The following is a 24,746-nucleotide window of genomic DNA, read 5'->3' on the forward strand; positions in this document are numbered from 1 at the left end:
GCCGAGCAGCATGATCGGCGCGGGGCGGCCCCGCCGCGCCCGGCGGGCGGGCGGCCCAGCAGCTCCCGGCCCGGCGGGCGCGGCGGCTCGGGCGGCGACCGCCGCGGGGCGCGCGCCGAGACCGTGCAGCAGCGGCTGCCGCGGTTGTTCACCGTGCGCGCGCTGGTGATGTTCGTGGTGCTGTCGATCGCATTCGTCCTGGTCTTCCCGACGCTGCGGCAGTACCTCGACCAGCAGGTCCGGCTCGAGCAGCTGCGCGCCGAGGTGGCCGCCGCCGAGCAGGACAACGAGGACCTGCAGGCCGAGCTCGACCGGTGGTCCGACCCGGCCTACGTCGAGGCGCAGGCCCGCGAGCGGCTCGCGTTCGTCATGCCCGGGGAGCGCGCGCTGCGCGTCGCCGACCCGGAGGTCGTGCCCGACGACACCGCGACCGACCCCGCCGCGACCACCCCGGGGACTGTCGAGTCCGACGACCCGACGCGCCCCTGGTACGCCCAGCTGTGGGACTCCGTGCAGGTGGCGGGGGCCGCGGGCACGGGTCCGACCGGCACCGGCACCGACGGGTCCGCGGGCACCGGCACGACGGGGGACAATGGGACCGCGCCGGACGGCACCGGGACCGAGGGGTCCGACGGGGAGCCGACGGCGCCGACCCCCTGACGCCGACCGCCCGAGGACCGCTCGTGACCGACCTGCCCACCACCCCGGCCCCCGCGCTGCCCGACCCGGCCGTGGTGCCGCGCGCCCGGCACGACGCGCGAGAGGTGACCGAGGCGGACCTCGTCGTGCTCCGCGAGCAGCTCGGCCGGCCCGCGCGCGGGGTCGTCGGCGTCGCCGCCCGGTGCGCCTGCGGTCGGCCGCTCGTCGTCCGCACCGCGCCGCGGCTCGACGACGGCACGCCGTTCCCGACCACGTACTACCTGACGTGCCCGCCCGCCGTCGGCGCGGTCAGCACCCTCGAGGCCACCGGCCTGATGAAGGAGCTCACCGCCCGCGTGCAGTCCGAGCCGGAGCTCGCGGCGGCGTACCAGCGCGCGCACGAGGCGTACCTCGCCGACCGCGCCGAGCTCGGCGACGTGCCGGAGATCGCGGGCATCTCGGCCGGCGGCATGCCGACCCGGGTGAAGTGCCTGCACGTCGTCGTCGGGCACGCGCTCGCCGCCGGTCCGGGCGTCAACCCGGTCGGGGACGACGTGCTGCTCCGGCTGCGCGACGTGTGGCGCCCGGACCGCTGCACCTGCTGACGCCCGCCTGCCGGGTCCGCCGCGGCGCGCGGCCCGCGCCCGGGATGGGATGATCTGTCGCGTGACGCGTGTGGCTGCCATCGACTGCGGGACCAACTCCATCCGGCTCCTGGTGGCCGACGTCGACGCGGAGGCGGGGACCCTCACGGACCTCGACCGGCGCATGGAGGTCGTCCGGCTCGGCCAGGGCGTCGACCGCACCGGCCGCATCGCCCCCGAGGCGATGGCCCGCACCCTGGACGCCACCCGGCGGTACGCGGACGTCTGCCGCGACCTCGGCGTCGAGGCCGTCCGGTTCGTGGCCACCAGCGCGTCCCGGGACGCCGAGAACCGGGACGAGTTCGTCGCCGGCGTCCGCGAGGCCCTGGGCGTCGAGCCCGAGGTCATCGGCGGCGTCGAGGAGGCCGCGCTGTCGTTCCGCGGCGCGACCGGCGTGCTGGGCGCGACCCACGACGGCCCGTTCCTCGTCGTCGACCTGGGCGGCGGCTCGACCGAGGTCGTGCTGGGCGAGCGGGGGCCCGAGGCCGCGTACTCGATGGACGTCGGCTGCGTCCGGATCACCGAGCGGCACCTGCTGGCCGACCCGCCGACCGCCGAGCAGGTGGCCGCCGCCGAGGCCGACGTGCGCGCCGCGCTCGACGTCGCCGCGCAGCACGTGCCGCTCGGCCGGACCGCGACCCTGGTCGGCCTCGCGGGCTCGGTGACGACGATCACCGCGCACGCGCTGCGGCTGCCCGCCTACGACCGGGACGCCATCGACGGCGCCGTCCTCGCGGTCGACGACGTGATCGCCGCCTGCGACGACCTGCTCGCCCGCGACCACGACGCCCGGTCGTCGCTGGGCTTCATGCACCCGGGCCGGGTCGACGTCATCGGCGCCGGCGCGCTGGTGTGGCGGGCGGTCGTCGAGCGCGTGCGGTCCGAGGTCGAGGCGTCCGGCGGCGCGCTGACGGAGGTCGTCACCTCGGAGCACGACATCCTCGACGGCATCGCCTGGAGCGTCGCCGAGCGCACGGCCGCCACCCGGGCCTGACCCGCGCGCCGCGCGCTCCCGCCGCGCGCCCTGCGCGCTCCCGTGCCGAGATCGACGGCGTGCGGCGTCGCGACTCCCGCTCTGCTGCGCCGAGATAGGACCGTCGCGCCGAGTTAGGGCCGTGCAAGGTCCTACCTCGGCGCGGAGGTCCTATCTCGGCGAGCGGGGGAGCAGGCGAGCGGGCGAGCGGGTCGGCCGGCCCGGCGACACGCCCGCGGTCCCCGGTAGCGAACTTGGGCCGGTACTGCGCAATCTGTACTACCGTGGCTCCTGCGGGAGTCGAGGAGGGTCGGCTCCCGCACCAAGCAGCGGGTGCCGCGGCCGGCAGGGGGCCGACCGCGGCGCCCGCCCCGCACCTGCGGCGCGCCGGGCCACCCGGCGTCCGCGCCAGGGAGGCCCCGGGTGGACACGACCCAGCTGCTCAAAGGAGTGCTCGACGTGGCGGTGCTCGCCGTCGTCGCCGAGGAGGACGGGTACGGCTACGACGTCGTCCGGCGGCTGCGCGCCGCGGGGCTGGCCGAGGTCGGCGACGCGTCCGTGTACGGCACGCTCCGCCGGCTCTACTCCCAGGGCGCGCTGACGTCCTACGTGGTGCCCAGCGACGAGGGGCCCCACCGCAAGTACTACGGGATCAACGCGCAGGGCCGGGCGATGCTCGCCGCCCAGCGCAAGGACTGGCGCGAGTTCGCGGGGACCATGACCCGCCTGCTCGACGGGGAGGTGGCGGCGTGAGCGGGACCCCGGCCGAGGCGGGCCGCGCGGCCGCGCCCGCGACGGTGGCGGAGTACGCGGCGCGGGTGCGGCAGCACCTGGCGGGGATGCCGGCCGAGCAGGTGGACGACCTGACCGACGGGCTCGAGGCGGACCTCGCGGACGCGCTGGCGGACGAGGTCGCCCCGGCCGGAGCCCGCGGGGACCTCATCGCGCTGTTCGGACCGCCCGCCGACTACGCCCGCGAGCTGCGCGTCGCCGCGGGGCTGCCCGAGCCGGAGCCGGTGCCTGCTCGCCGGGGCCTGCGCGCCCGGCTCCGCGGGATGCGCGCGGACGTCCGGAGCACCGCGCTGCGCGCCACCGCCGGGGTGCGCCGGCAGCCGTGGTGGCCGGGGCTCCGCGACTTCGGGCTCGCGGTCCGCCCGCTGTGGTGGGTGCTGCGCGCCTGGGTCGTCTACCAGCTGCTGCTCCAGCTGGCGGGCGGGCGGTACGCGTACGGCGGCGGCAAGGGCGGCTGGGTCCCGGCCGACCTGCCGACCTGGGTGCTGCTGACCGGGCTCGTCGTGGTGAGCGTGCAGTGGGGCCGCGGGCTGTGGCTGCCGCGGTCCGGCCGGTGGCTGCCCGCCGCGACCGGCGCGCTCGCCGTCGTGCTCCTGGTCCCGGCCGTGATCTGGGCGGGCAACGGCGCGGTGCGCTGGGAGACCCGGTACGACACCGCGTACGTGGAGCAGCCGTCCGACGGCGTCCCGCGCGAGGACGGCGTGTGGGTCGACGGGATGCAGGTGAGCAACCTGTTCGTCTACGACGCGGACGGCAACCCGCTGTCCGACGTCCAGGTGTACGACGACCGCGGCCGTCCGGTGCGCACGACGACGGACGAGGGCTGGTCCACCTGGTCGCTGCCGGGCGTGACCGAGGACTGGAACTTCCTGCCCGCCACGGACGAGGACGGCCGCACGCGGTGGAACGTCTACCCGCTGCTCGGGGCGCCGAACGCCGACTTCGACTGGGACCGCCTCGGCATCGACGAGTCCGCGCAGGACCCGGTCGACGTCCTCACCACCGAGCCGCGCGTCCCGCCGCGGCCGTTCGCCAAGGCGCCCGCGGTCGTCGACCGCCGCGCGACGGAGGAGCCCGCGACCGGGCCGTCCGCGGGGCCGTCGGCCGGGCCGCCCGCGGAGCCCTCGGCACCCCCGTCGGTCGACCCCGCCGCCGCCGCCGAGACGGCCGCCACCGCCGCGCAGTCCAGCACCCGGGACGGAGGTCCCGGCGCCGGCGGTGTCGCGGCCCAGCAGAACGCCGCCACGACCGCCCCCTGACCGGCGGCGGCGCCGGAACCCGGGACCTTGTGCCCAGAATCACGTGGTCCCGGTTCGCCTCCGGGAAGTCATGGGACGTACCGTTGGACCTATGTCTGAGTCCACCGCCACGACCCTGGCGCCGCAGTCCGGGACCCCGTCCCGCAAGGTGCCGCGCATCGTCATCCTCGGCGGCGGGTCCGTGGGGCTGTACTCGGCCCGCCGGCTCCGTCGTCGCCTGGGCAACCGGGAGGCCGCGATCGTCGTGGTCGACCCGCGCCCGTACATGACCTACGCCCCGTTCCTGCCCGAGGCCGCCGCCGGCTCGATCGACGCGCGCTACGTCGTCGCGCCGCACCGCCGCGCGCTCAAGGGCATCGACGCGCTGCAGGGCAAGGTCTCCGAGATCAAGCACGCCGAGCGCAAGGTCCAGATCACGCCCGAGGAGGGCGACCCGTACTGGATCACCTACGACCACCTCATCGTGGGCCTCGGCTCGGTCGCCCGCACGCTGCCCATCCCGGGCCTCGCGGAGCAGGCGATCGGCTTCAAGAACGTCGAGGAGGCCATCGCCGTCCGCAACCACGTCCTGGGCCGGATCGACCGCGCGTCGTCCACCTGGGACCCGGAGCTGCGCCGCCGGATGCTGACCTTCACCTTCGTCGGCGGCGGGTTCGCCGGCGTCGAGGCGATCGCCGAGGTCGAGGACATGGCCCGCGACGCGGTCAAGCACTACCCGTCGCTCAGCGCCGACGACCTGCGCTTCGTGCTGGTCGAGGGCTCGCGCCGCATCCTCCCCGAGGTCTCCGAGGAGCTCGGCGGCTACACCCTCGAGCAGCTGCGCAAGCGCGGCATCGAGGTGTACCTCTCCACGTTCCTCAACTCCTGCGTCGACGGCCACGTCGTGCTCTCGGACAAGACCGAGTTCGACTCCGAGACCATCGTGTGGACCGCGGGCGTCAAGGCCAACCCGGTGCTGCAGAACTCCGACCTGCCGCTCGACAAGATGGGTCGCGTCACCACGCTCGCGACCCTGCAGATCGCCGACGCCGACGGCAACGTCGTCCCGGACGCCTACGCGGCCGGCGACTGCGCCGCGGTGCCGGACCTGTACAACCCGGGCTCGTTCTGCCCGCCGAACGCCCAGCACGCGATCCGCGAGGCGACCCACCTGGCGGACAACCTGGCCCGCGTCCTGCGCAGCGCCGAGCCGACCGACTACAAGCACAAGAACATCGGTGCGGTCGCGTCGCTCGGCATGTACAAGGGCGTCGCCCAGTTCCTGGGCAAGATCAAGGTCCGCGGCTTCTTCGCCTGGGTGCTGCACCGCTCGTACCACGTCATGGCGATGCCGACGCTGAACCGCAAGCTCGCGATCATGTCCGGCTGGACCGCGAACCTGCTGTGGCGCCGCGAGACCGTCGCCCTCGGCTCGATCCACGACCCGCGCGCCGAGTTCCGCGCCGCGTCCGTGCCGCCGAAGCCGAAGCCCGAGGCCGCGCCCGCCGCCGCCCCGGCCAAGGACGAGGACCACGCCGCGGTCCCCGGCGCCGAGGTGAAGCCCTCGGGCGCCGGCAAGGCCGACGACACCTCGCCCGCCGACGGCTCGCCCGCCGAGGTCAAGCCGACCGCCAAGGCCTGACGCGCGGTCCGCAGCAACCGGAGCCCGTCCACCCCGCGAGGGTGGGCGGGCTCCGTCGTGCTGGCAGGATGGGCGCGGCCCCCGTAGCCCAACCGGCAGAGGCAGCCGGCTTAAACCCGGCACAGTGCGGGTTCGAACCCCGCCGGGGGCACCTCTCCGTCCGCCGGTCACGCCCGGCCGCCCGTGGCGGGCGTCGGCGGAAAACCCGGCGACACCGCGCCGCCCCCTCGGGAATCATCGCGAGCGTCTGGGACGTTGGTCCCGACGTGCGCCTCCCTCGGGCGTCCGCCGGCCCCGCCGCGGACCCGCTCGCGCGCACCTCACCGCCGACCCCACCCGCGAGGGAGACCTATGACCACCCACGACGACACCGCCCTGCGCGACCGCGCGCCGGGCGACGGCGCCGGGCCGGCCGCCACGACCGCCGCGCCCGCCCCCGCGGCGTCCGCGCCCGTCCGGCTCGCGCCCGGCGACCGCACCCTCATCGGCCTGCTGCTCGTCGCCGGCTTCACCGTGATCCTCAACGAGACGGCCATGGGCGTGGCCCTGCCGGTCCTCATGCAGGAGATGGGCGTCACCGCGGCGACCGGCCAGTGGCTCACCACCGGCTTCATGCTCACGATGGCCGTCGTCATCCCGGCGACCGGCTGGATCATGAGCCGGTTCCGGCTGCGCCCGATCTTCGTCACCGCGATGTCGCTGTTCGTCGCGGGCACCGCGCTCGCCGCGGCCGCGCCCGGCTTCGGCGCGCTGCTCGCCGGACGCGTCGTGCAGGCGAGCGGCACCGCCGTCATGCTCCCGCTGCTCATGACGACCGCGCTCACCCTGGTCCCGCCGAGCATCCGCGGCCGCACCATGGGCACCATCTCGATCGTCATCTCGGTGGCCCCGGCCATCGGCCCGACGATCTCCGGCCTCGTGCTGTCCCAGCTGTCCTGGCGGTGGATCTTCCTCGTCATGCTGCCGATAGCGATCATCGCCCTCGCGCTCGGCGCGTGGAAGGTCCGGGACGTCACCGAGCCGACCGACCACCGCCTCGACGTGCTGTCCCTGCTGATGTCGGCCGTCGGCTTCGGCGCGCTGATCTTCGGCCTGTCCAGCATCGGCGAGTCCGCCGGCGGCCACACGGTCGTCGCGCCGTGGATCCCGATCGCGGTCGGCGTGCTCGCGCTCGCCGCGTTCGCGCTGCGCCAGATCCGGCTGCAGGGCACGCACGACGGCCCCCTGATGGACCTGCGGGTGTTCACCCGGCGCTCGTACACCGTGTCCGCGCTGGTGCTGATCGTCGGCTTCATGGCGATGTTCGGCGCCCTGATCGTGCTGCCGATCTTCCTGCAGGACGTCCTGGCGCTGGGGACGCTGGAGACCGGCCTGCTGCTGCTCCCCGGCGGCCTCGTGATGGGCGCGCTGTCCCCGCTGGTCGGCCGGCTGTTCGACCGGTTCGGGCCGCGCCCGCTGGTGACGCCGGGCGTGCTCGCGCTGAGCGTCGCCCTGTGGCTGCTGTCCACCCTGCACCCGGGCACCCCGGCGGGGGCGGTCGTCGCGGTGCACACCCTGCTCAGCATCGGGCTGGCGTTCATGATCACGCCGCTGTTCACGTCGGCGCTCGGCTCGCTGCCGCGCGACCTGTACGGGCACGGCAGCGCGATCGTGAACACCCTGCAGCAGCTCGCCGGCGCCGCGGGCACCGCCCTGTTCATCACGGTGCTGTCCACGACGACGGCCGCGCGGCTGGAGGCGGGCGCCGACGTGCTCACCGCCACCGCGGCGGGCGTGCGCGGGGCGTTCCTGTGGGGCGGCGTCGTGGCGCTGGTCGCGCTCGTCGCCTCGCTGCTGGTCCGGCGGCCGCCCGCCGACGCCGAGGCGCCGGTCGCGATGCACTGACGCGGCGCCGCCGACTCGACGGCCCGGGTCCCTCGCGCGGGGACCCGGGCCGTCGTCGTCCGGCTAGCGGTACCCGTCCCAGACGGGCGAGGGGTAGAGGACGCGCTCGAACTTCGCCCACTCGGTCCCCAGGTCGACCGCCGGGCGGCGGAACGACCGGATCTGCAGCCCGTCCATCGCCTCGATCGTCATCTCGACCAGGTCGCGCAGGCCGTCGAACGGGCCCACCTCGGGCGGCAGCCGCCACGAGAAGCCGCGGTAGAACCCCCAGACCTGGTCGGGCCGGTCGAGGAAGTACGGGTGCGCGGGGTGCTCGGGCGACGACGCCTCGACCCCGAGGACGGTGTACAGCCGCAGCAGCTCCGGGCGCGCCGCGTTGAAGGCGACGAGGAACCGGAAGTACCCCGGCATCGAGATCCCGTCCGGGTGCGTGGCGGCCGGGTCGCCGGTCGCCACGTAGTCGTCGGGCGTCCCGCGCCGGTCGTACAGCTGCGAGACGACCAGCTCCAGCAGGCCCTCCTTGGAGCCCACGTGGTGCAGCAGGCCCGCCTGGGTGAGCCCGACCTCCTGCGCCACGTCGGCGAGCGCCATGCCGGTGAACCCGTTCCGGGCGATCAGCCGGGTCGCGGCCTCGAGGATCTGCGCCTGGCGCTGCTCGGGGGTCAGGCGGACCCGGCGGCGCACCGCCGGCGGGTCCTGCTGCTGCGTCGTCACGTCTCCTGCTTCCGTCCGGGCGGTCCTCGCGCACGACCCTAGCCGTGCGCGAGGACCCCCTTGGTCGAGGTCAGGACTCCAGGACCACCAGGTCCCAGGCCGCGATCACCAGCTCGTCGCCCTCGGCTACCGCCGCGCCGTCCGCCAGCACCGAGCGGCCGGCCACCGGCGCCGCGACCGTCACCGGGTCTGCCGAGTAGTTGAGCAGGTAGGTGACCGTGTTCCCCGCGGCGTTCGTGCCGCGGCGCACCGACACCGTGCCGGCCAGGTCCTGCGCCCAGTCCGCGATCCCCGCGTCCCGGACCGCCAGCGTGAGCGCGGCGCGGAGCAGCTCCGGCGACGTCATGGTGCCCAGGTGCAAGGACGACCCGTCGCCGACCCGGTTCCGGGTGATCGCCGCGTACGGGCCCCACGCCGGGTGGTCGTACGACGCCAGCACCTCGGCGCCCCGCGGGTTCAGCAGCTCGAGGAACGCCTGCGCCCCGGCCGCCGCGCCCTCGGTCGCGCCCGGCACCGCGGCGAGGTCGCCGTGCAGCGCCAGGCCGACGCCGTCGCCGGGCACCGTGTACTGGTTGTAGGTCACGCCCGTGACCTCGGTGAGCCCGTGCGGCGCGGTGTCGTGCCACACCTGCACGTACTCGTCCGCGACGGCGGTGCGGAACGTCGTCACCAGGTGGCCGCCGCCGCGCACGTACGCGTCCAGCCGGTCGACCGTCGCCTGCGGGGCCGCGTAGAGCACCGGCGCCACGAGCAGGTCGTAGCGGGACAGGTCCTCGTCGTCGACCGACACGAAGTCGACCTCGACGTTCAGGTCGAACAGCGCGTCGTACACCCAGCGCAGCACGTCGTTGTAGCCGATCGACGAGCCGAACACGCCGTCGATGAACCCGACCTCGATCGTGAACCACTTCAGCGCGGTCAGCGCCTCGTTGCTCACCATGATCGCCGCGCGGTTGTGCTTGCGCAGGTGGATGAGCGACGAGCCGACCCGCTGCGCCTCGCGGCCGAAGACGCCGGCCTCCTCGTACGTCGGGTTGCTCTGCAGGTCGTGCGACAGCAGACCGCGCCAGTAGGTCTCGAAGGAGTGGTGGATCGAGTGCCAGTGCCAGTACATGAGGCCGTCGGCCCCGCTGGCCAGGTGGCTGTACGCCTGCAGCCGCAGCTGGCCGGGGTAGGGGAGCCAGCCGAGCTGGCCCTGCGCCTGCGTCTCCAGCACCAGGTAGTTCGCGCCGCCCTTGATCGAGCGGGTCATGTCGCCGCCGAACGCGATCTCCTTGCCCGTGAGCCGGGACTGGGTCGGGTGGTAGATGTCCACGCCCGCGATGTCGACGGTCGGCGCCGCCTTGAAGTGGTCGACGGCCGGCTGCAGGCCGTACGACCAGCCCGGCGTCCAGTCGAAGTCGAAGTTCTGCGTGACCCACTGGTCCTCCCGGGCGTACTCGCGCACGATCCCGGCCTGCCAGCCGAGGAACTCCTCGACCAGCCGGCGGCGGAACTTGTCGAACTCGGCGCCCAGCGACCCGTTGATCGTGCCGCGGACGTCCGGGAAGTCCTCCCAGGCGTCCACCCGGTTCGACCAGTAGTCCAGGCCGAACGCCGCGTTCAGGGCGTCCAGGTCGCCGCCGAACTCCTCGCGGAGGTACTTCACGAACCGGCGCTGCACCGCGGGGCCGGCGGTCTCGTGGTACTTGGTCTCGTTGTCGATCTGGAACCCGATGACGCCGGGGCGGTGCGCGGTGCGCTCCATGAGCCGCCGGATGACCCGCTCGGCGTGGAACAGGTACGTCGGGTTCGTGATGTCCATGATCTGCCGCGCGCCGTACCGGCCCTCGCCGGCCCGCGTGGTCGCGAGCACGTCCGGGTGCGACTGCACCAGCCACGCCGGCACCGCGTACGTCGGGGTCCCGACGATCACGTGGATCCCCGCCGCCTCGAACGCGTCCAGCGCGCGGTCGACGTGCGTGAAGTCGAAGACGCCGGGCTGCGGCTCGAGCGTGCTCCACGTCGACTCGGCGATGCGGACGACCGTGATGCCGGCCGCCTTCATCATCTCGACGTCCGTCTCGATCCGGTCCGTCGGCATGTACTCGTCGTAGTACGCCGCACCGAACAGGAGCTCGTCCACCGGTTCACCCTTCGTCGCGCGAAGCCGGGCACCTGCACGCGGCGCGGGGTCCGGCCGGTCCGCCGTCGGACCGGTCGCCACTCTACCTACCAGTTGGTAGGTAAGGCCAAGCGCGCTGGTGATGGGCGCGGAGCCCGGGGTCGGGGAGCGCCCCAGATGCCGGGGCGCCCGGCTCGGCAGAGGATCGAGATCCCGGCCGTGCAGCCACGTCGCGGCGGGCGCGGCCCACGAGGCCGCCCGGAGGAGGGAACCCAGCATGCGCGCAGTCGTCTACCGCGGTCCGCAGCAGGTCGAGGTCGTCGAGGTCCCCGACGCCCGGATCGAGCAGCCCACCGACGTGCTCGTCCGGATCACCACCACCAACATCTGCGGGTCCGACCTGCACATGTACGAGGGGCGTACCACCGTCGAGGAGGGCAAGGTCCTCGGCCACGAGAACATGGGCGTCGTCGAGGAGGTCGGGCCCGCCGTCACCCGCATCCAGGTCGGCGACCGGGTCAGCGTGCCGTTCAACATCGCGTGCGGCACCTGTCGCAACTGCCTGCAGGGCTGGACGTCGTTCTGCCTGCGCACCAACCCGATCGAGGGGATGGCGGGCGCGGCCTACGGCTACGCCAACATGGGCCCGTACGACGGCGGCCAGGCCGAGTACCTGCGCGTGCCCTACGGCGACGTCAACCTGCTCGAGCTCCCCCAGGGCACCGAGCACGAGAACGACTTCACGATGCTCTCCGACATCTTCCCGACCGGCTGGCACGGCACCGAGCTGGCCCGGATGCAGCCCGGCGACGACGTCGCGGTGTTCGGCGCCGGGCCCGTCGGGCTGATGGCCGCGCACAGCGCGCTGATCCGGGGCGCGTCGCGGGTGTTCGTCGTCGACAAGGAGCCTGACCGGCTGCGGCTCGCGGAGAGCATCGGCGCGATCGGCGTCGACTTCTCGGCCGGCGACCCGGTCGAGCAGATCATGGACGCGACGAAGGGCCGCGGCACCGACTGCGGCGTCGAGGCCGTCGGCTACCAGGCGCACGACCCGTCCGGGGACGAGCACCCCGAGCTGGTCCTCGACAACCTCGTCGCCACGGTGCGCGCGACCGGGGGCATCGGCGTGGTCGGCGTCTACATGCCCGAGGACCCGGGCGCCGCGGACGAGGGAGCGAAGCAGGGCCGGATCGGCTTCGACTACGGCACCTTCTTCACCAAGGGCCAGCACATGGGCACGGGCCAGGCGCCCGTCATGCGGTACAACCGCCAGCTGCGCGACCTGATCGTCGCCGGGCGGGCGACGCCGTCGTTCATCGTGTCCCACGAGCTGCCGCTCGACCAGGCCGCCGAGGGCTACCGCCGGTTCGACGACCGCGAGGACGGCTGGACCAAGGTGCTGCTGCGCCCCGGCCAGGCCGCCTGACCGGCGCATCCGGTCCCGCGGCCGGGGGTGCTGCCCGCCCGGGTGGCGCCCCCGACCGCGCGGGCGGACACTGACGCTCTGTGCAGCGCCGCGCAGCGCGCTCCCACCACGTCAGGACCGCACCATGGCCACCCGAGGGTCCGACGAGGTCGTGCGGGTCGACGCCGACGCCTCGTTGGACGCGCTGATCCACACCCTGACACGCCACGCCGCCCGCACGCTGGGCGTCGAGGCCTCCGCCTGCTCCGCCGCGACCGTCCGGGGCTGCGACCGGTGGCTGTCGGCCGCCTCCGTCGCGGTGGCCCGGTGCGACTCCGTGCAGGACCGGCACCGGCTCGGGCCGCGGTACCTGGTCCGGTCGACCGGGGCCCCGGTGACCGTCCCGGACGTCGCCGCCGACGACCGGTGGCCGGTGTGGAGCCACGCCTGCCGGGTGCAGGGCTTCCGCTCGGCGCTCGTCGTGCCGAGCACCTACGGGCACGTGACCGTGCACCTGTCCCTGTACTCGCCGGAGACGCCGGACTGGTCCGAGGTGACGCCGCGCGCGCTCGGGCTGGCGCACGGCATCGCGGCCGTCGTCGCCGCCCGGGACGAGATCATCGAGCTCGCGCAGACGATGGACGACCTGCTCGCCGGCAGCCGGTCGCGGGTCGTGCTCGACCGCGCGGTCGGGGTCGTCATGGCCCAGCGCGGCTGCGACGCGGCCGAGGCGCTCGCGTACCTCAAGTCCCTGTCCGGGGCCGGTGACGCGCGCGAGGTGGCGGCCGCGCTGGTCGCGGGGGCGATCGGGGTCGGTGGTCCGTCCGGGGGCCCCGGCCCGGGCGAGTTAGCGGCGGGCCTCGTCGGCCAGCGGGACGAGCCCGCGGCGCGCGGCGGGGCCGGGTCGGCCGCGGGGGAGCCGACCGTCGGCGGGCACGCCGTGGACGCTCCTGCGACCGGGCGCCCGGCGTCGGTCGGCTGACCGACCCCGGCGGGCTCGGTACAGTCCGGGCGTGCCCACCCCGCCCGACGACGCGACCGCGCCCCGCGCCCCCGTGCACCTCGACGGCGGCGACCTCGGCTGCGCCCGGCTCCTCGTGCTGCTGCGGGCCCGCGCCCGGGAGCTGCCGGGCGGCACCGTCGTGCACCTGACGACGTCGGACCCGGTGGCGCCGATCGACCTGCCGGCGTGGTGCCGGATGACCGGCCACCGCTACCTCGGGCCGGTGCCGGACGGGCCGCCTCCCGCGACCTACGCGATCGAGGTCGCCGCGGACGCGCGCCCCACGGACCCGGACCGCCCCTGGCACGTGGCCCCGGACGCCTGAGCCCTCAGTCCAGCCCCGCGGCCGCCTCGGCGTCCTCGATCCCGCGCAGCCAGTCGCGCTTACCCGCGCGCCAGCCCTCGTCGTCGGCCCCCAGCCGCCAGTAGCCGGAGATCGACAGGTCGGTCTTGCCGAGCCCGCGCTCGACGCGCAGGTAGCGCCGCAGCTCCCGCACCGACCCGGCCTCGCCGTGCACGAACGCGTGCACCCGGCCGACCGGCCACGGCAGGGCGCGGACGGCCTCGACGAGCCGCGCGCCGGGCGCGGCGTCGCCGGTGTGCACCCAGTGCAGGGCGATGCCGTCGGGGACGTGCAGGGCCTGCTGCTCGGCCTGGTCGTGCACCTCGAGGACCGCGTGCCCGGAGGCTGCGCCCCCGAGGCGCTCGAGCGCGACGGCGATCGCGGGCAGCGCCGAGGCGTCGCCGGCGAGCAGGTGGTGGTCGGCGGTGAGGTCGGGGGAGTAGCCGCCGCCCGGGCCCACCACGACGACCTCGTCGCCGGGTGCGGCGGTGGCGGCCCAGGGGCCGGCGATGCCGTCGGCGCCGTGCACGACCAGGTCGATCGTCAGGGTGAGCTCGAGGTCGTCGAACCCGCGGACGGTGTAGGTGCGCATCCGGGGCTGGTGCTCCGGCGGCAGGGCCGCCCGGGCGGCCTCCATGTCGACGCGGCCGTCGGGGGTGGTCCAGGCGGCGAGCACGTCGGCGCCCGAGGTGGTCGCGCCGACGCCCGGCAGGAACACCAGCTTGACGTAGGAGTCCGCGTGCGGGGACGGCGCGAAGCCGGCGACGCCGGGGCCGCCGAGGGTGATCCGGACCATCGCCGGGCTGAGGTGCTCGGCGCGCACGACGGTGGCGCGCAGGGCGGTCCGCGGCGGGCGGCGCGGGGTGGTCACGGGCTCGGTCGAGGTCACGCGGGGAGCACCTTCCAGTGGTTCGAGGTGCCGGACGGGTCGGCGTGCGGGGACGTGCGGCCCGGGGGCGTGGCCGGCGCGTCGGGTCGAGCGTAGGTGGTCGGCAGCGGCGCGTCACGCGGGGGCGGGGCGCGTCTCACCGGCTGCCGTGCGCGCGTCCCCAGGTGTCGACGTCGGCGTTGAGCCGGGTGAGCAGCCGCGCGAGGTCGGCCCGGTCGTCGGCGGACCAGTGGTCGAGGACCTCGCCGTACAGCCGCGCGCGGACGTCGCGGGTGCGCTCCAGCCCCGCGAGCCCCTCCTCGGTGGGCCGGACGAGCGTGACCCGCCCGTCGCTGGCGTCGGCGGCGCGCACGACCTGGCCGGCCTGCTCCATCGCGAGCACCTGCCGGGTGACGGTGGACGGGTCGAGCCGCAGGGCGTCCGCGATGGCGTTCACACTCGTGGGCCCCTCCTCCGCGAGGACGCCCAGGACGAGGTACGCGGAGCGCTCGATCTCCCCGCGGGCGCGGGCGCCGGCGCGGCGGGTCCGGTCGGACAGCCGCAGCAGCATGGCCACCTGGGCCTCGATCGTGCGCAGGGAGTCGTCCGGCTGCATGGTCACCTCGTCCTCGGGTCGGCCCGGGCAGTCTGCCACGTCCCGCCGGGCGATAAGGCTGTATAGTACAGACATACCCGACGACGACTTCCTGAGGACGCGCATGCCCAGTCGGCACCCCGAACCGAACAAGACCGCCATCTTCGCCACGGCCCTGACCGCGTTCTTCGCGATCGCCGGCATCGCCGTGGTCGACCCGATCCTCCCGGTGATCGGCGAGGAGATCGGCGCCTCCACCTGGCAGATCGAGCTGCTGTTCACCGCGTACCTGGTCGTGATGGCGGTGGGCATGATCCCCGCGGTCATCGCGACCGGCCGGTACGGCTACCGCAAGGTGCTCGCGACCGGCGTCACGGTCGTCGCGGCGGCCGCGGTGCTCGCCGCCCTGTCCGGCAACATCCTCGAGCTCGCCGTGCTCCGCGGCCTGTGGGGCCTGGGCAACGCGATGTTCTTCGCGACCGCGATGGTGCTGCTGGTCGCGCTGGCCACCGACCGCGAGTGGGTGGTCGAGCTGTTCGAGACCTGCGTCGGCCTCGGCTTCGCGGTCGGCCCGCTGATCGGTGGCCTGCTCGGCCAGATCTCCTGGCGGGTGCCGTTCGCCGCGTGCGGCGTGTTCATGCTGATCGCGCTGGGCATGTCGATCACCCGGCTCCGCGACCCGCAGGACCCGCCGACCGCGCTGACCCTGCGCGACGTGTGGCAGCCGTTCCGCCGCCCGGCGTTCCGCACGCTCTGCGTCGTCACCGCCGCGTACAACTTCGTGTTCTTCGTGGTGCTCGGCTACACCCCGGTGTTCCTCGGCCTGGACGTGATCCCGCTCGGCCTGGTGTTCACCGCGTGGGGCATCGGCCTGGCGGTCGGCATCCTGGTGGTCGGCCACCGGCTCGCGCACCGGATCGGCGCGGTGGCGACGGTCGGCGTGGCGATCGGCGGCCTGCTGGTCGCGCTCGTGCTGCTCGCCACGAGCGCCGGGACCGCCGAGTCGGTCGTGGTGCTGGTGCTGGCCGGCGTCTGCATGGGCATCGCGAACGCGAACCTCACCGACCTGGCGCTCGGGCTCGGCGGTGCGGAGCGCCGCACCACGACCGCGGCGTTCAACCTGGTCCGCTGGGGCTTCGCGGCCCCCGCGCCGGTGATCGCCGGCCTGCTGCACCCGGTCAGCGCGACGGCCCCGTACTGGGTGGGCGCGGCGGTGCTGCTGATCGGCGTGGTGGCGTTCGCCTGGAAGGGCCGCGCGATGGCCGCGGCCGTCGGCGAGCGGCTGACCTTCCGGCAGTGGGACCGCGCGGCGCGCGCCGTCGAGGGCGCGCCCGAGGAGGCGCTGGGCGAGGCCTGAGCCCCGCCGGTGCCGCAGCGGTGGGCCGGTGAGGGAACCAGCCGGCCGGCCCACCCGTTCACCCCACGACCGCGCGCACGGCCACGACGGCCGGGCTGCGCGGTCGTGCCGTGCCCGGACCGCCCCCGCGGACCCGAGCGCGCACGTCAGCCCTGAGACCGGCCCGCCCCGGCCGCACCCCCCGTGGAGCACGCATGTCCCGCCTGACCCGGCTCTCCCTCGCCAACCGCGCGGTGATCGCCCTGATCACCGCCGCGATCGCGGTGTTCGGCCTGGTGAGCCTCGGCTCGCTGAAGCAGGAGCTCATCCCGTCGCTGCAGATCCCGACGGTGGCGGTCGTGGCCGTGTCGCCCGGGTCCTCGCCCGACCTGGTCGAGCAGCAGGTGACCGAGCCGGTCGAGGCGGCGCTCGCGGGCGTCGCGGGGGTCGAGGAGATCTCGTCGACCGCGTCGTCCGGGATCTCCACGACGACGGTGATGCTCGAGTACGGCACCGACACCGGCGACGCGGCCCAGGACGTGCAGCGCGCGCTGTCCGCCGCGTCGTCCTCGCTGCCGGACGGCGTGGACCCCCAGGTGATCACGGGGTCGATCGACGACCTGCCGGTGGTGCAGCTCGCGGTGAGCGGCGGGGCGGCGGCCGGCGACGGCGCGGACCTCGACCCGGCGTTCGTGGCCACGCTCAACGACCAGGTGCTGCCGCGGCTGCAGGAGGTCGAGGGCGTCCGGGGCGTCACGCTGACCGGCACGGCCCAGCAGCTGGTGACCGTGGACCTGGACCTGGCGGCGGCCACGGCGGCGGGCGTCTCCCCGGCCGCGGTCACCACGCTGCTGCAGGACTACGGCGTGGCGCTGCCCGCGGGCACGGTCGACGAGGGGGACCGCACGCTCCAGGTGCAGGTCGGCGCACCGCTGACCTCGGTGGACGAGCTGCGCGCGCTGCCGCTGGCCACGCCGGCCGGCGGGACGGTCGCGCTGGGCGACGTCGCGACGGTCGCGGAGGGCACCGAGGAGCCGACGTCGTACTCGCGGCTGGACGGCAGCCCTGCGCTCGGCATCGCGATCACGAAGACGCCGGACGGCAACACGGTCGAGGTGTCGCACGGCGTGACCGAGGCGCTGGACGACCTGTCCGGCGTGCTCGGCGAGGGCCAGGTCGCCGTCGTGTTCGACCAGGCGCCGTTCATCGAGGAGTCGATCCACGGCCTCGCGACGGAGGGCGGCCTCGGCCTGCTGTTCGCCGTGGTGGTGATCCTGGTGTTCCTGGCCTCGGTCGCCTCGACGCTGGTGTCGGCCATCTCGATCCCGCTGTCCCTGCTGGTGACGTTCATCGGCCTGCAGGTCAGCGGCTACTCGCTCAACATCCTCACGCTCGGCGCGATGACGGTGGCGATCGGCCGCGTGGTCGACGACTCGATCGTGGTCATCGAGAACATCAAGCGGCACCTGTCCTACGGCGAGCGGAAGCAGACCGCCATCCTCACAGCGGTCCGCGAGGTCGCCGACGCCATCACCGCCTCGACGATCACGACGGTCGCGGTCTTCCTGCCGATCGGCCTGGTCGGCGGCATGGTCGGCGAGCTGTTCCGGCCATTCGCCCTGACCGTGGCGATCGCGATGACGGCCTCGCTGCTGGTCGCGCTCACGATCGTCCCGGTGCTGGCGTACTGGTTCCTCCGCCCGGCGAAGGGCGGCGCCGCCGACCGCGAGGCGGTCGAGGAGCGCGAGCGGAACGGCCGGATGCAGCGCGGCTACCTGGCGACGCTCCGCACGGCGGTCGCGCACCCGGTGTGGACGATCGGGCTCGCGGTGGCGGTGTTCGGCGGCACCCTGGCGCTGGTGCCGCGGCTGGAGACGAACTTCCTCGACTCGACCGGCCAGGACACCGTCTCGGTGACGCAGGCGTTCCCGGCGGGGACCTCGCTCGCGGCCCAGGACGACGCGGCGCGCGACGTGGAGCAGCAGCTCGGCGACCTGGCCGGCGTGGCGACGGTGCAGACGACGGTCGGCTCCGCCGGCGGCGCCGCGGCGTTCTTCGGCGGTGGCGGCGCGCCCTCGGCGGGCTACGCCCTGACCCTCGACGCGGACGCGGACCCCGAGCAGGTGCAGGACGCGATCCGTTCGGACGTCGCCGCGGCCGACGGCACCGAGCTGACGGTGGCCGGCGGCGACGCCGCGTACGGCAGCTCGACGGTCGACGTGGTGGTCCAGGCGGCCGACACCGGCACGCTCGCGGACCTCGCGGCGCAGGTCGAGGACGTGGTGCGCGGCACCGAGGGCACGGCGGACGTGACGAACGACCTCGCCGCCGAGCAGCCGACGGTGCGGGTGGACGTGGACCGCGCGGCGGTCGCTGCCGCCGGGCTCACCGAGACCCAGGTGGCCGGCACGCTCGCCGGGATGCTCAGCCCGCAGGCCGTCGGGCAGGTCGACCTCGGCACCGGCCCGGTCGACGTGGTGGTCCGCACGGGCACGGCGCCGGCGACGGTCGACGAGCTGCGCGCGCTGGTGCTGCCGTCGGCCGCGGGCGTCGTCCCGCTGTCCGCGGTGGCGACGGTCGACGTGGTGGACGTGCCGACGTCGGTGACCCGGATCGACGGGCAGCGCGCCGCGACGGTGTCGGCGACGCCCGCGGGCCAGGACCTCGGCACGCTGACCGCGGCGCTGCAGACCGCGGTCGACGGGATCGACGTGCCGGACGGGGCGTCGGTGACGATCGGCGGCGTGTCGGCGGACCAGGCCGACGCGTTCGCCGACCTCGGGCTCGCGCTGCTGATCGCGATCGCCATCGTCTACGTGGTGATGGTGGCGACGTTCCGGTCGCTGCGGCAGCCGGTCGTGCTGCTGGTGTCCGTGCCGTTCGCCGCCACCGGCGCGCTGCTCGGCCTGCTCGCGACGTCGACCGCGCTCGGCGTGCCGGCGCTGATCGGCGTGCTCATGCTGATCGGCGTCGTGGTGACGAACGCGATCGTGCTGATCGACCTGGTCAACCAGTACCGCCGCGACGGGCTCGGCCTGGACGAGGCCGTGGTGGAGGGCGCGCGGCACCGGCTGCGGCCGATCGTCATGACCGCCGCGGCGACGATCTTCGCGCTCACGCCGATGGCGTTCGGGCTGACCGGCGGCGGCGTGTTCATCTCGCGCCCGCTGGCGATCGTGGTCATCGGCGGCCTGCTCAGCTCGACGGTGCTGACCCTGGTGCTCGTGCCGGTGCTGTACACGCTGACCGAGCGGCGCGGGGAGCGGAAGCGGCTCACGCGCGTGGAGGCGGAGGCGGCCGCCGGCGAGCGCCGCGCCCCCGGCGACGGAGGCGTCCCGGAGCAGGGCGGCCGGCACGCGGTCGCGCCCGCGGGGGCGTCAGCGCCCGACGAGGCCTGACTCGTAGGCGAACACCACCGCCTGCACCCGGTCCCGCACCCCGAGCTTCGCGAGGATCCGCCCCACGTGGGTCTTCACGGTGGCCTCGGACAGGAACAGCCGCTCGGCGACCTCGGCGTTGGACAGCCCCTCGGCGACGGCGAGCAGCACCTCGCGCTCGCGCTGGGTGAGGTCGTCCGCCCGGGCGTCGCCGCGCGGCGCGGCGGCGGCCTGCTCGCCCGGCAGCTCCTCGGCGAACAGCTCGAGCATCCGCCGGGTCACCCGCGGGGAGACGACGGCGTCGCCGGTGGCGACGGCGCGGATGGCGGCCGTGAGCTCGGCGGGGCGGGCGTCCTTGAGCAGGAAGCCGCTCGCGCCCGCGCGCAGGGCGGCGAACGCGTACTCGTCCAGGTCGAACGTGGTGAGGATGAGCACCCGGGACCGGGAGCCGGCGGCGACGATCCGCTCGGTGGCCTCGATCCCGTTGGTGCCGGGCATCCGGACGTCCATCAGCACGACGTCGGGGTCGAGCGCGGCGATCTGCCGCAGCGCCTCGGCGCCGTCGCCCGCCTCGCCGACGACCGTCAGGTCGTCCTCGTCGTCGAGCACGAGGCGGAAGCCCATGCGCAGCAGGGGCTGGTCGTCCACCAGCAGGACGCGGATCGGCGCGGCGGCCGCGCCGTCCTCGGTCGTGGTCACGCGGGCTCCTCGGTCGGGGCGGGTCGAGCGGGTGCGCCGGACGGCGCGGGCGGGGCGGGCGTGGCCGGAGGTGCCGGCGTGGCGAGGTCGTCGGTGCGGAGCTCGACGTGCACCCGCCACCCCGTCCGGTACGGCCCGGCGGCCACGGAGCCACGGTAGACCGCGGCGCGCTCGCGCATGCCGACCAGCCCGCGGCCGCCGCGCGCCGCCGGCGTCGGCGGGACCGCGACCGCGACCCCCTCGGCGTCGGTGCGGGCGGCGAGCGGGTCGTCGCGGCGGTCGGCCAGCCGCTCGCCCAGGCGGCTCAGCCGGCCGGGCTCGGACGCCACGTCGGCCACCGGGTCGGCGACGCCGCCGTCGTCGACGACCTCGATGCCCACCCGCCCGGCGCCGTGCCGGACCAGGACGTCCACCCGGGCGCCGCCGCCGGCGTGCCGCAGGGCGTTGGTCAGGGACTCCTGCACAACGCGGTAGACCGTCAGCGCGAGGGCGGCGTCGCCCGGCAGGGCGGGTCCGGCGGTGGTCAGGTGCACGGTGAGCCCGGCCGCGCGGAACTGCTGGACCAGCGACTCCAGGTCCTGCGAGCCCGGCTGCGGCTCGAGCGGGACGTCCGCCCCGCGCAGCACGCCGAGCATCCGGCGCATGTCGGCGAGCGCCGTGCGCCCGGTCTCGGACAGCAGGTCCAGCGCGGCGACGGCGTCGTCGGGGGACCGACGGACGGCGACCCGTGCGCCGTCCGACAGGGCGATCATCACCGTCAGGCCGTGCGCGACCACGTCGTGCATCTCGCGGGCGATCCGGGTCTGCTCGGCCGCGGCGGCCAGCTTCGCGTGCTGCTCGCCGGCGTCCACGAGCTGCTGGTGCCGCTCGACCAGCGCGCGGGTGTGCAGGCGGCGGCTGCGGACGTTGGCGCCGACCGCCAGGGCGACGAGCCCCGCGACCAGGATCGAGCCGATGTCGACGTTCAGCCGCGCACCGTCCGCGCGGAGCACCGCACCCCAGAGCAGGAAGGCGCCGAGCACGGTCAGCGTCGTGCCGCCCAGCAGCAGCCAGCCCTGGCGCTGCGGCCGGGTCGCGGCGACCACGTACAGGGCGAGGGCGAACGCGACGTCGCACGCGCCCACCGACCCGGTGAGCAGGACCTGGAGCACCGCCGCCACGCCGAGCGCCAGGGTCACGCGGACCGGCCAGCGCCGGCGGAACCAGAGCGCGACGAGCGCCAGCGTCGTCAGGGCGACGGACAGGCCGGCCACCGCGCCGGACAGGACGACCTTGTCCTCGGCGAACCCGACGTTCGGGCCCGCGCTCTCGACGGCCGGCCCCACGGACGAGATCGCCGACAGGGCGAACAGCGCGCACACCAGGACGTCCGACGCCCGCGGGTGCACGGCGAAGAACCGGCGCACGCGGCCGAGCCGCCGCGCGTCCAGCTCGGTGAACGCGGCGGGGGCGGGATCCGGGGTGCTCAGCGGGTCCTCCGGGGAAGAGGGGCGGACGGGTGGCGGGACGGCGGTGGCCCCGCCCCGGGTTCGGGACGGGGCCACCCTAGGCGTGCGGCGCGGGTCAGGCGTCGCGGCGGCGGAGCAGGACCGCGGCGGCGGCCAGGAGGACGACGCCCCAGGCCACGAGGACGCCGTAGCCCTCCCAGGGGCCGAGCACGGCGTCCGGGTTGTCGGTGAACACCAGCTGCGACCCGGCCGACATGGGCAGGTACGGGCTGATCTTCTCGAAGAAGGTCCACGGCACCAGCGCGAACACGCTCTCGACGACCAGGAGCAGGCCGAGCACCGCGGCGAGCGCACCGGCGGAGTGCCGCAGCAGGGCGCCGATCGCGTAGGCCAGCAGGGCGATGGCCGCGAGGTACAGCGGGGCGCCGAGCAAGATGCGCTGGTTCATCTCCAGCCCGAGGTCCACGCGGTGCGCCTCGCCCAGAACGGGGTAGGTGACCGCCCAGGACACCAGGGTCGCGACGACGCCGGTGACGAACGCGACTACGATCACGACCAGGCCCTTCGCCAGCAGCGCCGGCGTGCGGGTCGGGGACGTCGACAGCGTGCTGCGGATCATGCCGGTGGAGTACTCGCCGGTGATCGCCAGGACGGCGAGCACGCAGATCGCGAGCTGGGCGAACTGCAGGCCGCCGACGATGTCGGCCGCGGTGATCGTGTAGTCGATCCCGCCCTCGCCGAACTCCTGCGTCCCGAAGTAGGCGATCAGCCAGGCGATGCCGGCCTGGGCGACGACGGTGATCGGCAGCACCCACCAGGTGGAGCGCAGCGACCACAGCTTGATCCACTCGGACCACAGCAGGCGGCCGAAGGTGACCCGGGCGTCGCTGGTCGGACGGGCGGCCGCGCGGGTCGCGGGGACGGTTGCGGTGGCGCTCATCGCCGGGCCTCCTGAGGGGTGGGGGCGGGCTGCCCCGGCTGGACGGTGGTGCCCGCGCCGGTGGGCGCGGAGTGGTACTCGACGTCGTCGGCGGTCAGCGACATGTACGCCGCCTCCAGGGACGCGGCCACGGGCGTGAGCTCGTGCAGCACGACGCCGTCGCGGGCGGCGAGCTCGCCGACGGCCTCGGCGGTCGCGCCGGTGATCTCGATCAGCCCGGCCTCGACCGAGGTGACGGTGGTGTCCGGTCCCTGGAGCAGCTCGGCCAGGCGGCTCGCCTGGGGGCTGCGCACGCGGACCCGGGTGCCCGAGGCACCCGCGACGATGTCCGCGACGGGAGCGTCCGCGATGATCCGGCCGCGACCGATCACGAGGATGTGGTCCGCCGTCAGCGCCATCTCGCTCATCAGGTGCGAGGACAGGAACACCGTCCGCCCCTCGGAGGCCAGGTGCTTGACCAGGTTGCGCACCCACAGCACGCCCTCGGGGTCCAGGCCGTTGACCGGCTCGTCGAGGATCAGCGTGCGCGGGTCGCCGAGCAGAGCCGCGGCGATGCCGAGCCGCTGGCCCATGCCGAGGGAGAAGCCGCCGACGCGCTTGCCCGCGACGGCTTGCAGGCCGGTCATCTCGATGACCTCGTCGACCCGCTTTCGGCCGATGCCGTGCGTGGCGGCGACGGCGCGCAGGTGGTTGGTCGCGGAGCGGCCGGAGTGCACCGCCTTCGCGTCCAGCAGCGCACCGACCTCCGTCAGCGGCGACTTCAGCCGCGCGTACGGGCGGCCGTTGACGGTGACGGTGCCGGACGTGGGCCGGTCGAGGCCCATGATCATCCGCATCGTGGTCGACTTGCCGGCTCCGTTCGGGCCGAGGAAGCCGGTGACCTTGCCGGGCTGGACGGTGAAGTCGATGCCGGCGACGGCGGTCTTCTGGCCGTACCTCTTGGTCAGTCCTCTTGCCTCGATCATGGTGTCCTCACAGGGGTGTTCTCCGGGTACGGCACGAACCTACGGATCCGCGCCGCGTCGCGGAACGTCCGTGGGGCCGATCCTCCGGGGCGGCCGGCTCGCCCCCACGGCCGACGCCCTCCGCCGTGGGGATGACCCCGGGGCCCGCGGGGTCGGCCGCCGGGATGGTCCTGGGTCCGTGCGTGGCCCGGGGAACTTCCGTGGGGGTCGCGGCGTTCTAGGGTCAGTGCCACTGCCGGCTCGATCGCGAACCGACCCTGGAGGACCGATGACCAACCCGGTGTTCAACAACAGCGCCGTCTTCGGCGACCCGCGCGCCCGCGGGAACCGCGGACGTGCGCAGCAGACCGCGGCGCGACCCGGCGCGTACGGCGCCACCGCCACCGGGCCGGTGGTCGAGGCGCAGTCGCTGGAGCAGATGTACGGCGCGCCCGCCGCGACCACCCGCGACACGGGCCGGCTGACCTACGACGACGTCATCATCAAGACGGGCGGGCTGCTCGCGCTGCTCGTCGTCGTCGCGGCCGCCACCTGGAACGTCGCGCCCGGCCTGTGGCCGATCGGCGCGGTCGTCGGCCTGGTGCTCGGCCTGGTGAACGCGTTCAAGAAGAACCCGAGCCCGCTGCTGATCACGCTGTACACCGTGGCGCAGGGCGTGTTCCTCGGCGGCATCAGCCTGGCGTTCCAGAACATGACCTTCGACGGGCAGTCGGTGCAGCCGATCGTGCTGCAGGCCGTCATCGCCACGTTCGCGACGTTCGGCGCGGCGCTGTTCCTGTTCAAGTCCGGCCGGGTCCGCGTCACCCCGAAGTTCACGCGCTGGCTGCTCATCGCGATGGTCGGCTACCTCGCCTACTCGCTGGTCAACGTCGTGATGATGTTCTTCGTGTCGAGCGACGGCTTCGGCCCGCTCCGCAGCGGTGCGATCGGGGTCGTCGCCGGCCTGTTCGCGGTCGGTCTCGCGGCCGCGAGCCTGATCATGGACTTCGACGCGATCAAGCGCGGCGTCGAGCAGGGCGCCCCGGCCAAGATGGCCTGGTCGGCCGCGTTCGGCCTCATCGTCACGCTGGTCTGGCTGTACCTGGAGATCCTGCGGATCCTCGCGATCCTCCGCGGCGGCGACTGACCCGCACCCGC

General features: G+C 75.0%; 21 protein-coding genes and 1 tRNA gene. 14 read left to right on the forward strand and 8 right to left on the reverse strand.

Features of this window, described 5'->3' with window-relative positions:
- The 8 genes from KVT14_RS14570 to KVT14_RS14605 form a co-directional block, all read left to right on the forward strand.
- Positions 1 to 660, forward strand: a 660-nt coding sequence (locus KVT14_RS14570; RefSeq protein WP_254630980.1) for a septum formation initiator family protein, incomplete at its 5' end; no start/stop codon positions are given.
- Positions 661 to 731: 71 nt separating this feature from the next.
- Positions 732 to 1,244: a DUF501 domain-containing protein gene (locus KVT14_RS14575; protein WP_217616354.1), complete on the forward strand. Its 513-nt coding sequence runs from the start codon at positions 732 to 734 to the stop codon at positions 1,242 to 1,244.
- A 61-nt stretch (positions 1,245 to 1,305) separates the two neighbouring features.
- The gene (locus KVT14_RS14580) at positions 1,306 to 2,277 is read left to right on the forward strand and encodes a Ppx/GppA phosphatase family protein (RefSeq protein WP_308161087.1); all 972 of its coding nucleotides are present in this window, start codon (positions 1,306 to 1,308) and stop codon (positions 2,275 to 2,277) included.
- Between the two features lie 402 nt (positions 2,278 to 2,679).
- Positions 2,680 to 3,009 carry a PadR family transcriptional regulator gene (locus KVT14_RS14585; RefSeq protein ID WP_147795776.1) on the forward strand — a complete coding sequence of 110 codons (330 nt, stop codon included), beginning with the start codon at positions 2,680 to 2,682 and terminating at the stop codon, positions 3,007 to 3,009.
- Entirely contained in the window at positions 3,006 to 4,307 is a 1,302-nt protein-coding gene (locus KVT14_RS14590; protein WP_217616328.1) for a hypothetical protein, read from the forward strand. Before KVT14_RS14585 ends, KVT14_RS14590 begins: the two co-directional genes overlap by 4 nt.
- Before the next feature lie 91 nt (positions 4,308 to 4,398).
- Positions 4,399 to 5,928: an NAD(P)/FAD-dependent oxidoreductase gene (locus KVT14_RS14595; protein WP_254630981.1), complete on the forward strand. Its 1,530-nt coding sequence runs from the start codon at positions 4,399 to 4,401 to the stop codon at positions 5,926 to 5,928.
- A gap of 77 nt (positions 5,929 to 6,005) precedes the next feature.
- A tRNA-Leu gene (locus KVT14_RS14600) sits at positions 6,006 to 6,079 on the forward strand.
- Positions 6,080 to 6,279: 200 nt separating this feature from the next.
- Entirely contained in the window at positions 6,280 to 7,812 is a 1,533-nt protein-coding gene (locus tag KVT14_RS14605; protein ID WP_217616330.1) for an MDR family MFS transporter, read from the forward strand.
- 63 nt (positions 7,813 to 7,875) lie between these two features.
- Here KVT14_RS14605 and KVT14_RS14610 read toward each other — a convergent pair whose 3' ends face one another.
- Positions 7,876 to 8,526, reverse strand: coding sequence for a helix-turn-helix domain-containing protein (locus KVT14_RS14610; RefSeq protein ID WP_308161088.1), 651 nt, complete (start codon positions 8,524 to 8,526; stop codon positions 7,876 to 7,878).
- A 70-nt stretch (positions 8,527 to 8,596) separates the two neighbouring features.
- Positions 8,597 to 10,651 (reverse strand): beta-galactosidase, encoded by a 2,055-nt coding sequence (locus KVT14_RS14615; RefSeq protein WP_308161089.1) that lies wholly within the window; start codon positions 10,649 to 10,651, stop codon positions 8,597 to 8,599.
- Between the two features lie 256 nt (positions 10,652 to 10,907).
- On the opposite strand from KVT14_RS14615, the gene KVT14_RS14620 reads away from it, so the two are divergent.
- The 3 genes from KVT14_RS14620 to KVT14_RS14630 all read left to right on the forward strand — a co-directional run bounded on the left by KVT14_RS14620 (position 10,908) and on the right by KVT14_RS14630 (position 13,363).
- Entirely contained in the window at positions 10,908 to 12,056 is a 1,149-nt protein-coding gene (locus tag KVT14_RS14620; RefSeq protein ID WP_217616331.1) for a glutathione-independent formaldehyde dehydrogenase, read from the forward strand.
- Positions 12,057 to 12,180: 124 nt separating this feature from the next.
- Entirely contained in the window at positions 12,181 to 13,017 is an 837-nt protein-coding gene (locus KVT14_RS14625; protein ID WP_217616332.1) for a GAF and ANTAR domain-containing protein, read from the forward strand.
- A gap of 31 nt (positions 13,018 to 13,048) precedes the next feature.
- The gene (locus KVT14_RS14630) at positions 13,049 to 13,363 is read left to right on the forward strand and encodes a sulfurtransferase TusA family protein (RefSeq protein WP_217616333.1); all 315 of its coding nucleotides are present in this window, start codon (positions 13,049 to 13,051) and stop codon (positions 13,361 to 13,363) included.
- 4 nt (positions 13,364 to 13,367) lie between these two features.
- Here KVT14_RS14630 and KVT14_RS14635 read toward each other — a convergent pair whose 3' ends face one another.
- Together KVT14_RS14635 and KVT14_RS14640 are read right to left on the reverse strand one after the other, a co-directional pair.
- Complete coding sequence (locus KVT14_RS14635) at positions 13,368 to 14,270, reverse strand: siderophore-interacting protein (protein WP_308161090.1); 903 nt, start codon at positions 14,268 to 14,270, stop codon at positions 13,368 to 13,370.
- 136 nt (positions 14,271 to 14,406) lie between these two features.
- Entirely contained in the window at positions 14,407 to 14,865 is a 459-nt protein-coding gene (locus tag KVT14_RS14640) for a MarR family winged helix-turn-helix transcriptional regulator (protein WP_217616334.1), read from the reverse strand.
- A gap of 103 nt (positions 14,866 to 14,968) precedes the next feature.
- Between KVT14_RS14640 and KVT14_RS14645 the strand changes: the two genes are divergently transcribed.
- Entirely contained in the window at positions 14,969 to 16,201 is a 1,233-nt protein-coding gene (locus tag KVT14_RS14645) for an MFS transporter (protein WP_217616335.1), read from the forward strand.
- A 194-nt stretch (positions 16,202 to 16,395) separates the two neighbouring features.
- Positions 16,396 to 19,578, forward strand: coding sequence for an efflux RND transporter permease subunit (locus KVT14_RS14650; RefSeq protein WP_217616336.1), 3,183 nt, complete (start codon positions 16,396 to 16,398; stop codon positions 19,576 to 19,578).
- Here KVT14_RS14650 and KVT14_RS14655 read toward each other — a convergent pair.
- Genes KVT14_RS14655 through KVT14_RS14670 form a run of 4 tightly spaced genes read right to left on the reverse strand, consistent with a single transcriptional unit; the run spans position 19,558 to position 23,609 of the window.
- A complete protein-coding gene (locus KVT14_RS14655) occupies positions 19,558 to 20,256 on the reverse strand; it encodes a response regulator transcription factor (protein ID WP_308161091.1) in 699 nt (232 codons plus the stop codon). The genes KVT14_RS14650 and KVT14_RS14655 overlap by 21 nt on opposite strands.
- Complete coding sequence (locus KVT14_RS23185) at positions 20,253 to 21,800, reverse strand: sensor histidine kinase (protein WP_217616337.1); 1,548 nt, start codon at positions 21,798 to 21,800, stop codon at positions 20,253 to 20,255. Before KVT14_RS23185 ends, KVT14_RS14655 begins: the two co-directional genes overlap by 4 nt.
- A 19-nt stretch (positions 21,801 to 21,819) precedes the next feature.
- Entirely contained in the window at positions 21,820 to 22,644 is an 825-nt protein-coding gene (locus tag KVT14_RS14665; RefSeq protein WP_217616338.1) for an ABC transporter permease subunit, read from the reverse strand.
- Positions 22,641 to 23,609 (reverse strand): ABC transporter ATP-binding protein, encoded by a 969-nt coding sequence (locus tag KVT14_RS14670; protein ID WP_217616339.1) that lies wholly within the window; start codon positions 23,607 to 23,609, stop codon positions 22,641 to 22,643. Before KVT14_RS14670 ends, KVT14_RS14665 begins: the two co-directional genes overlap by 4 nt.
- Positions 23,610 to 23,877: 268 nt before the next feature.
- Between KVT14_RS14670 and KVT14_RS14675 the strand changes: the two genes are divergently transcribed.
- A complete protein-coding gene (locus tag KVT14_RS14675; RefSeq protein ID WP_217616340.1) occupies positions 23,878 to 24,735 on the forward strand; it encodes a Bax inhibitor-1/YccA family protein in 858 nt (285 codons plus the stop codon).
- Positions 24,736 to 24,746: the final 11 nt, after the last annotated feature.

This window comes from Cellulomonas sp. GbtcB1 (genome assembly GCF_019091725.1).
Lineage (GTDB): Bacteria > Actinomycetota > Actinomycetes > Actinomycetales > Cellulomonadaceae > Cellulomonas.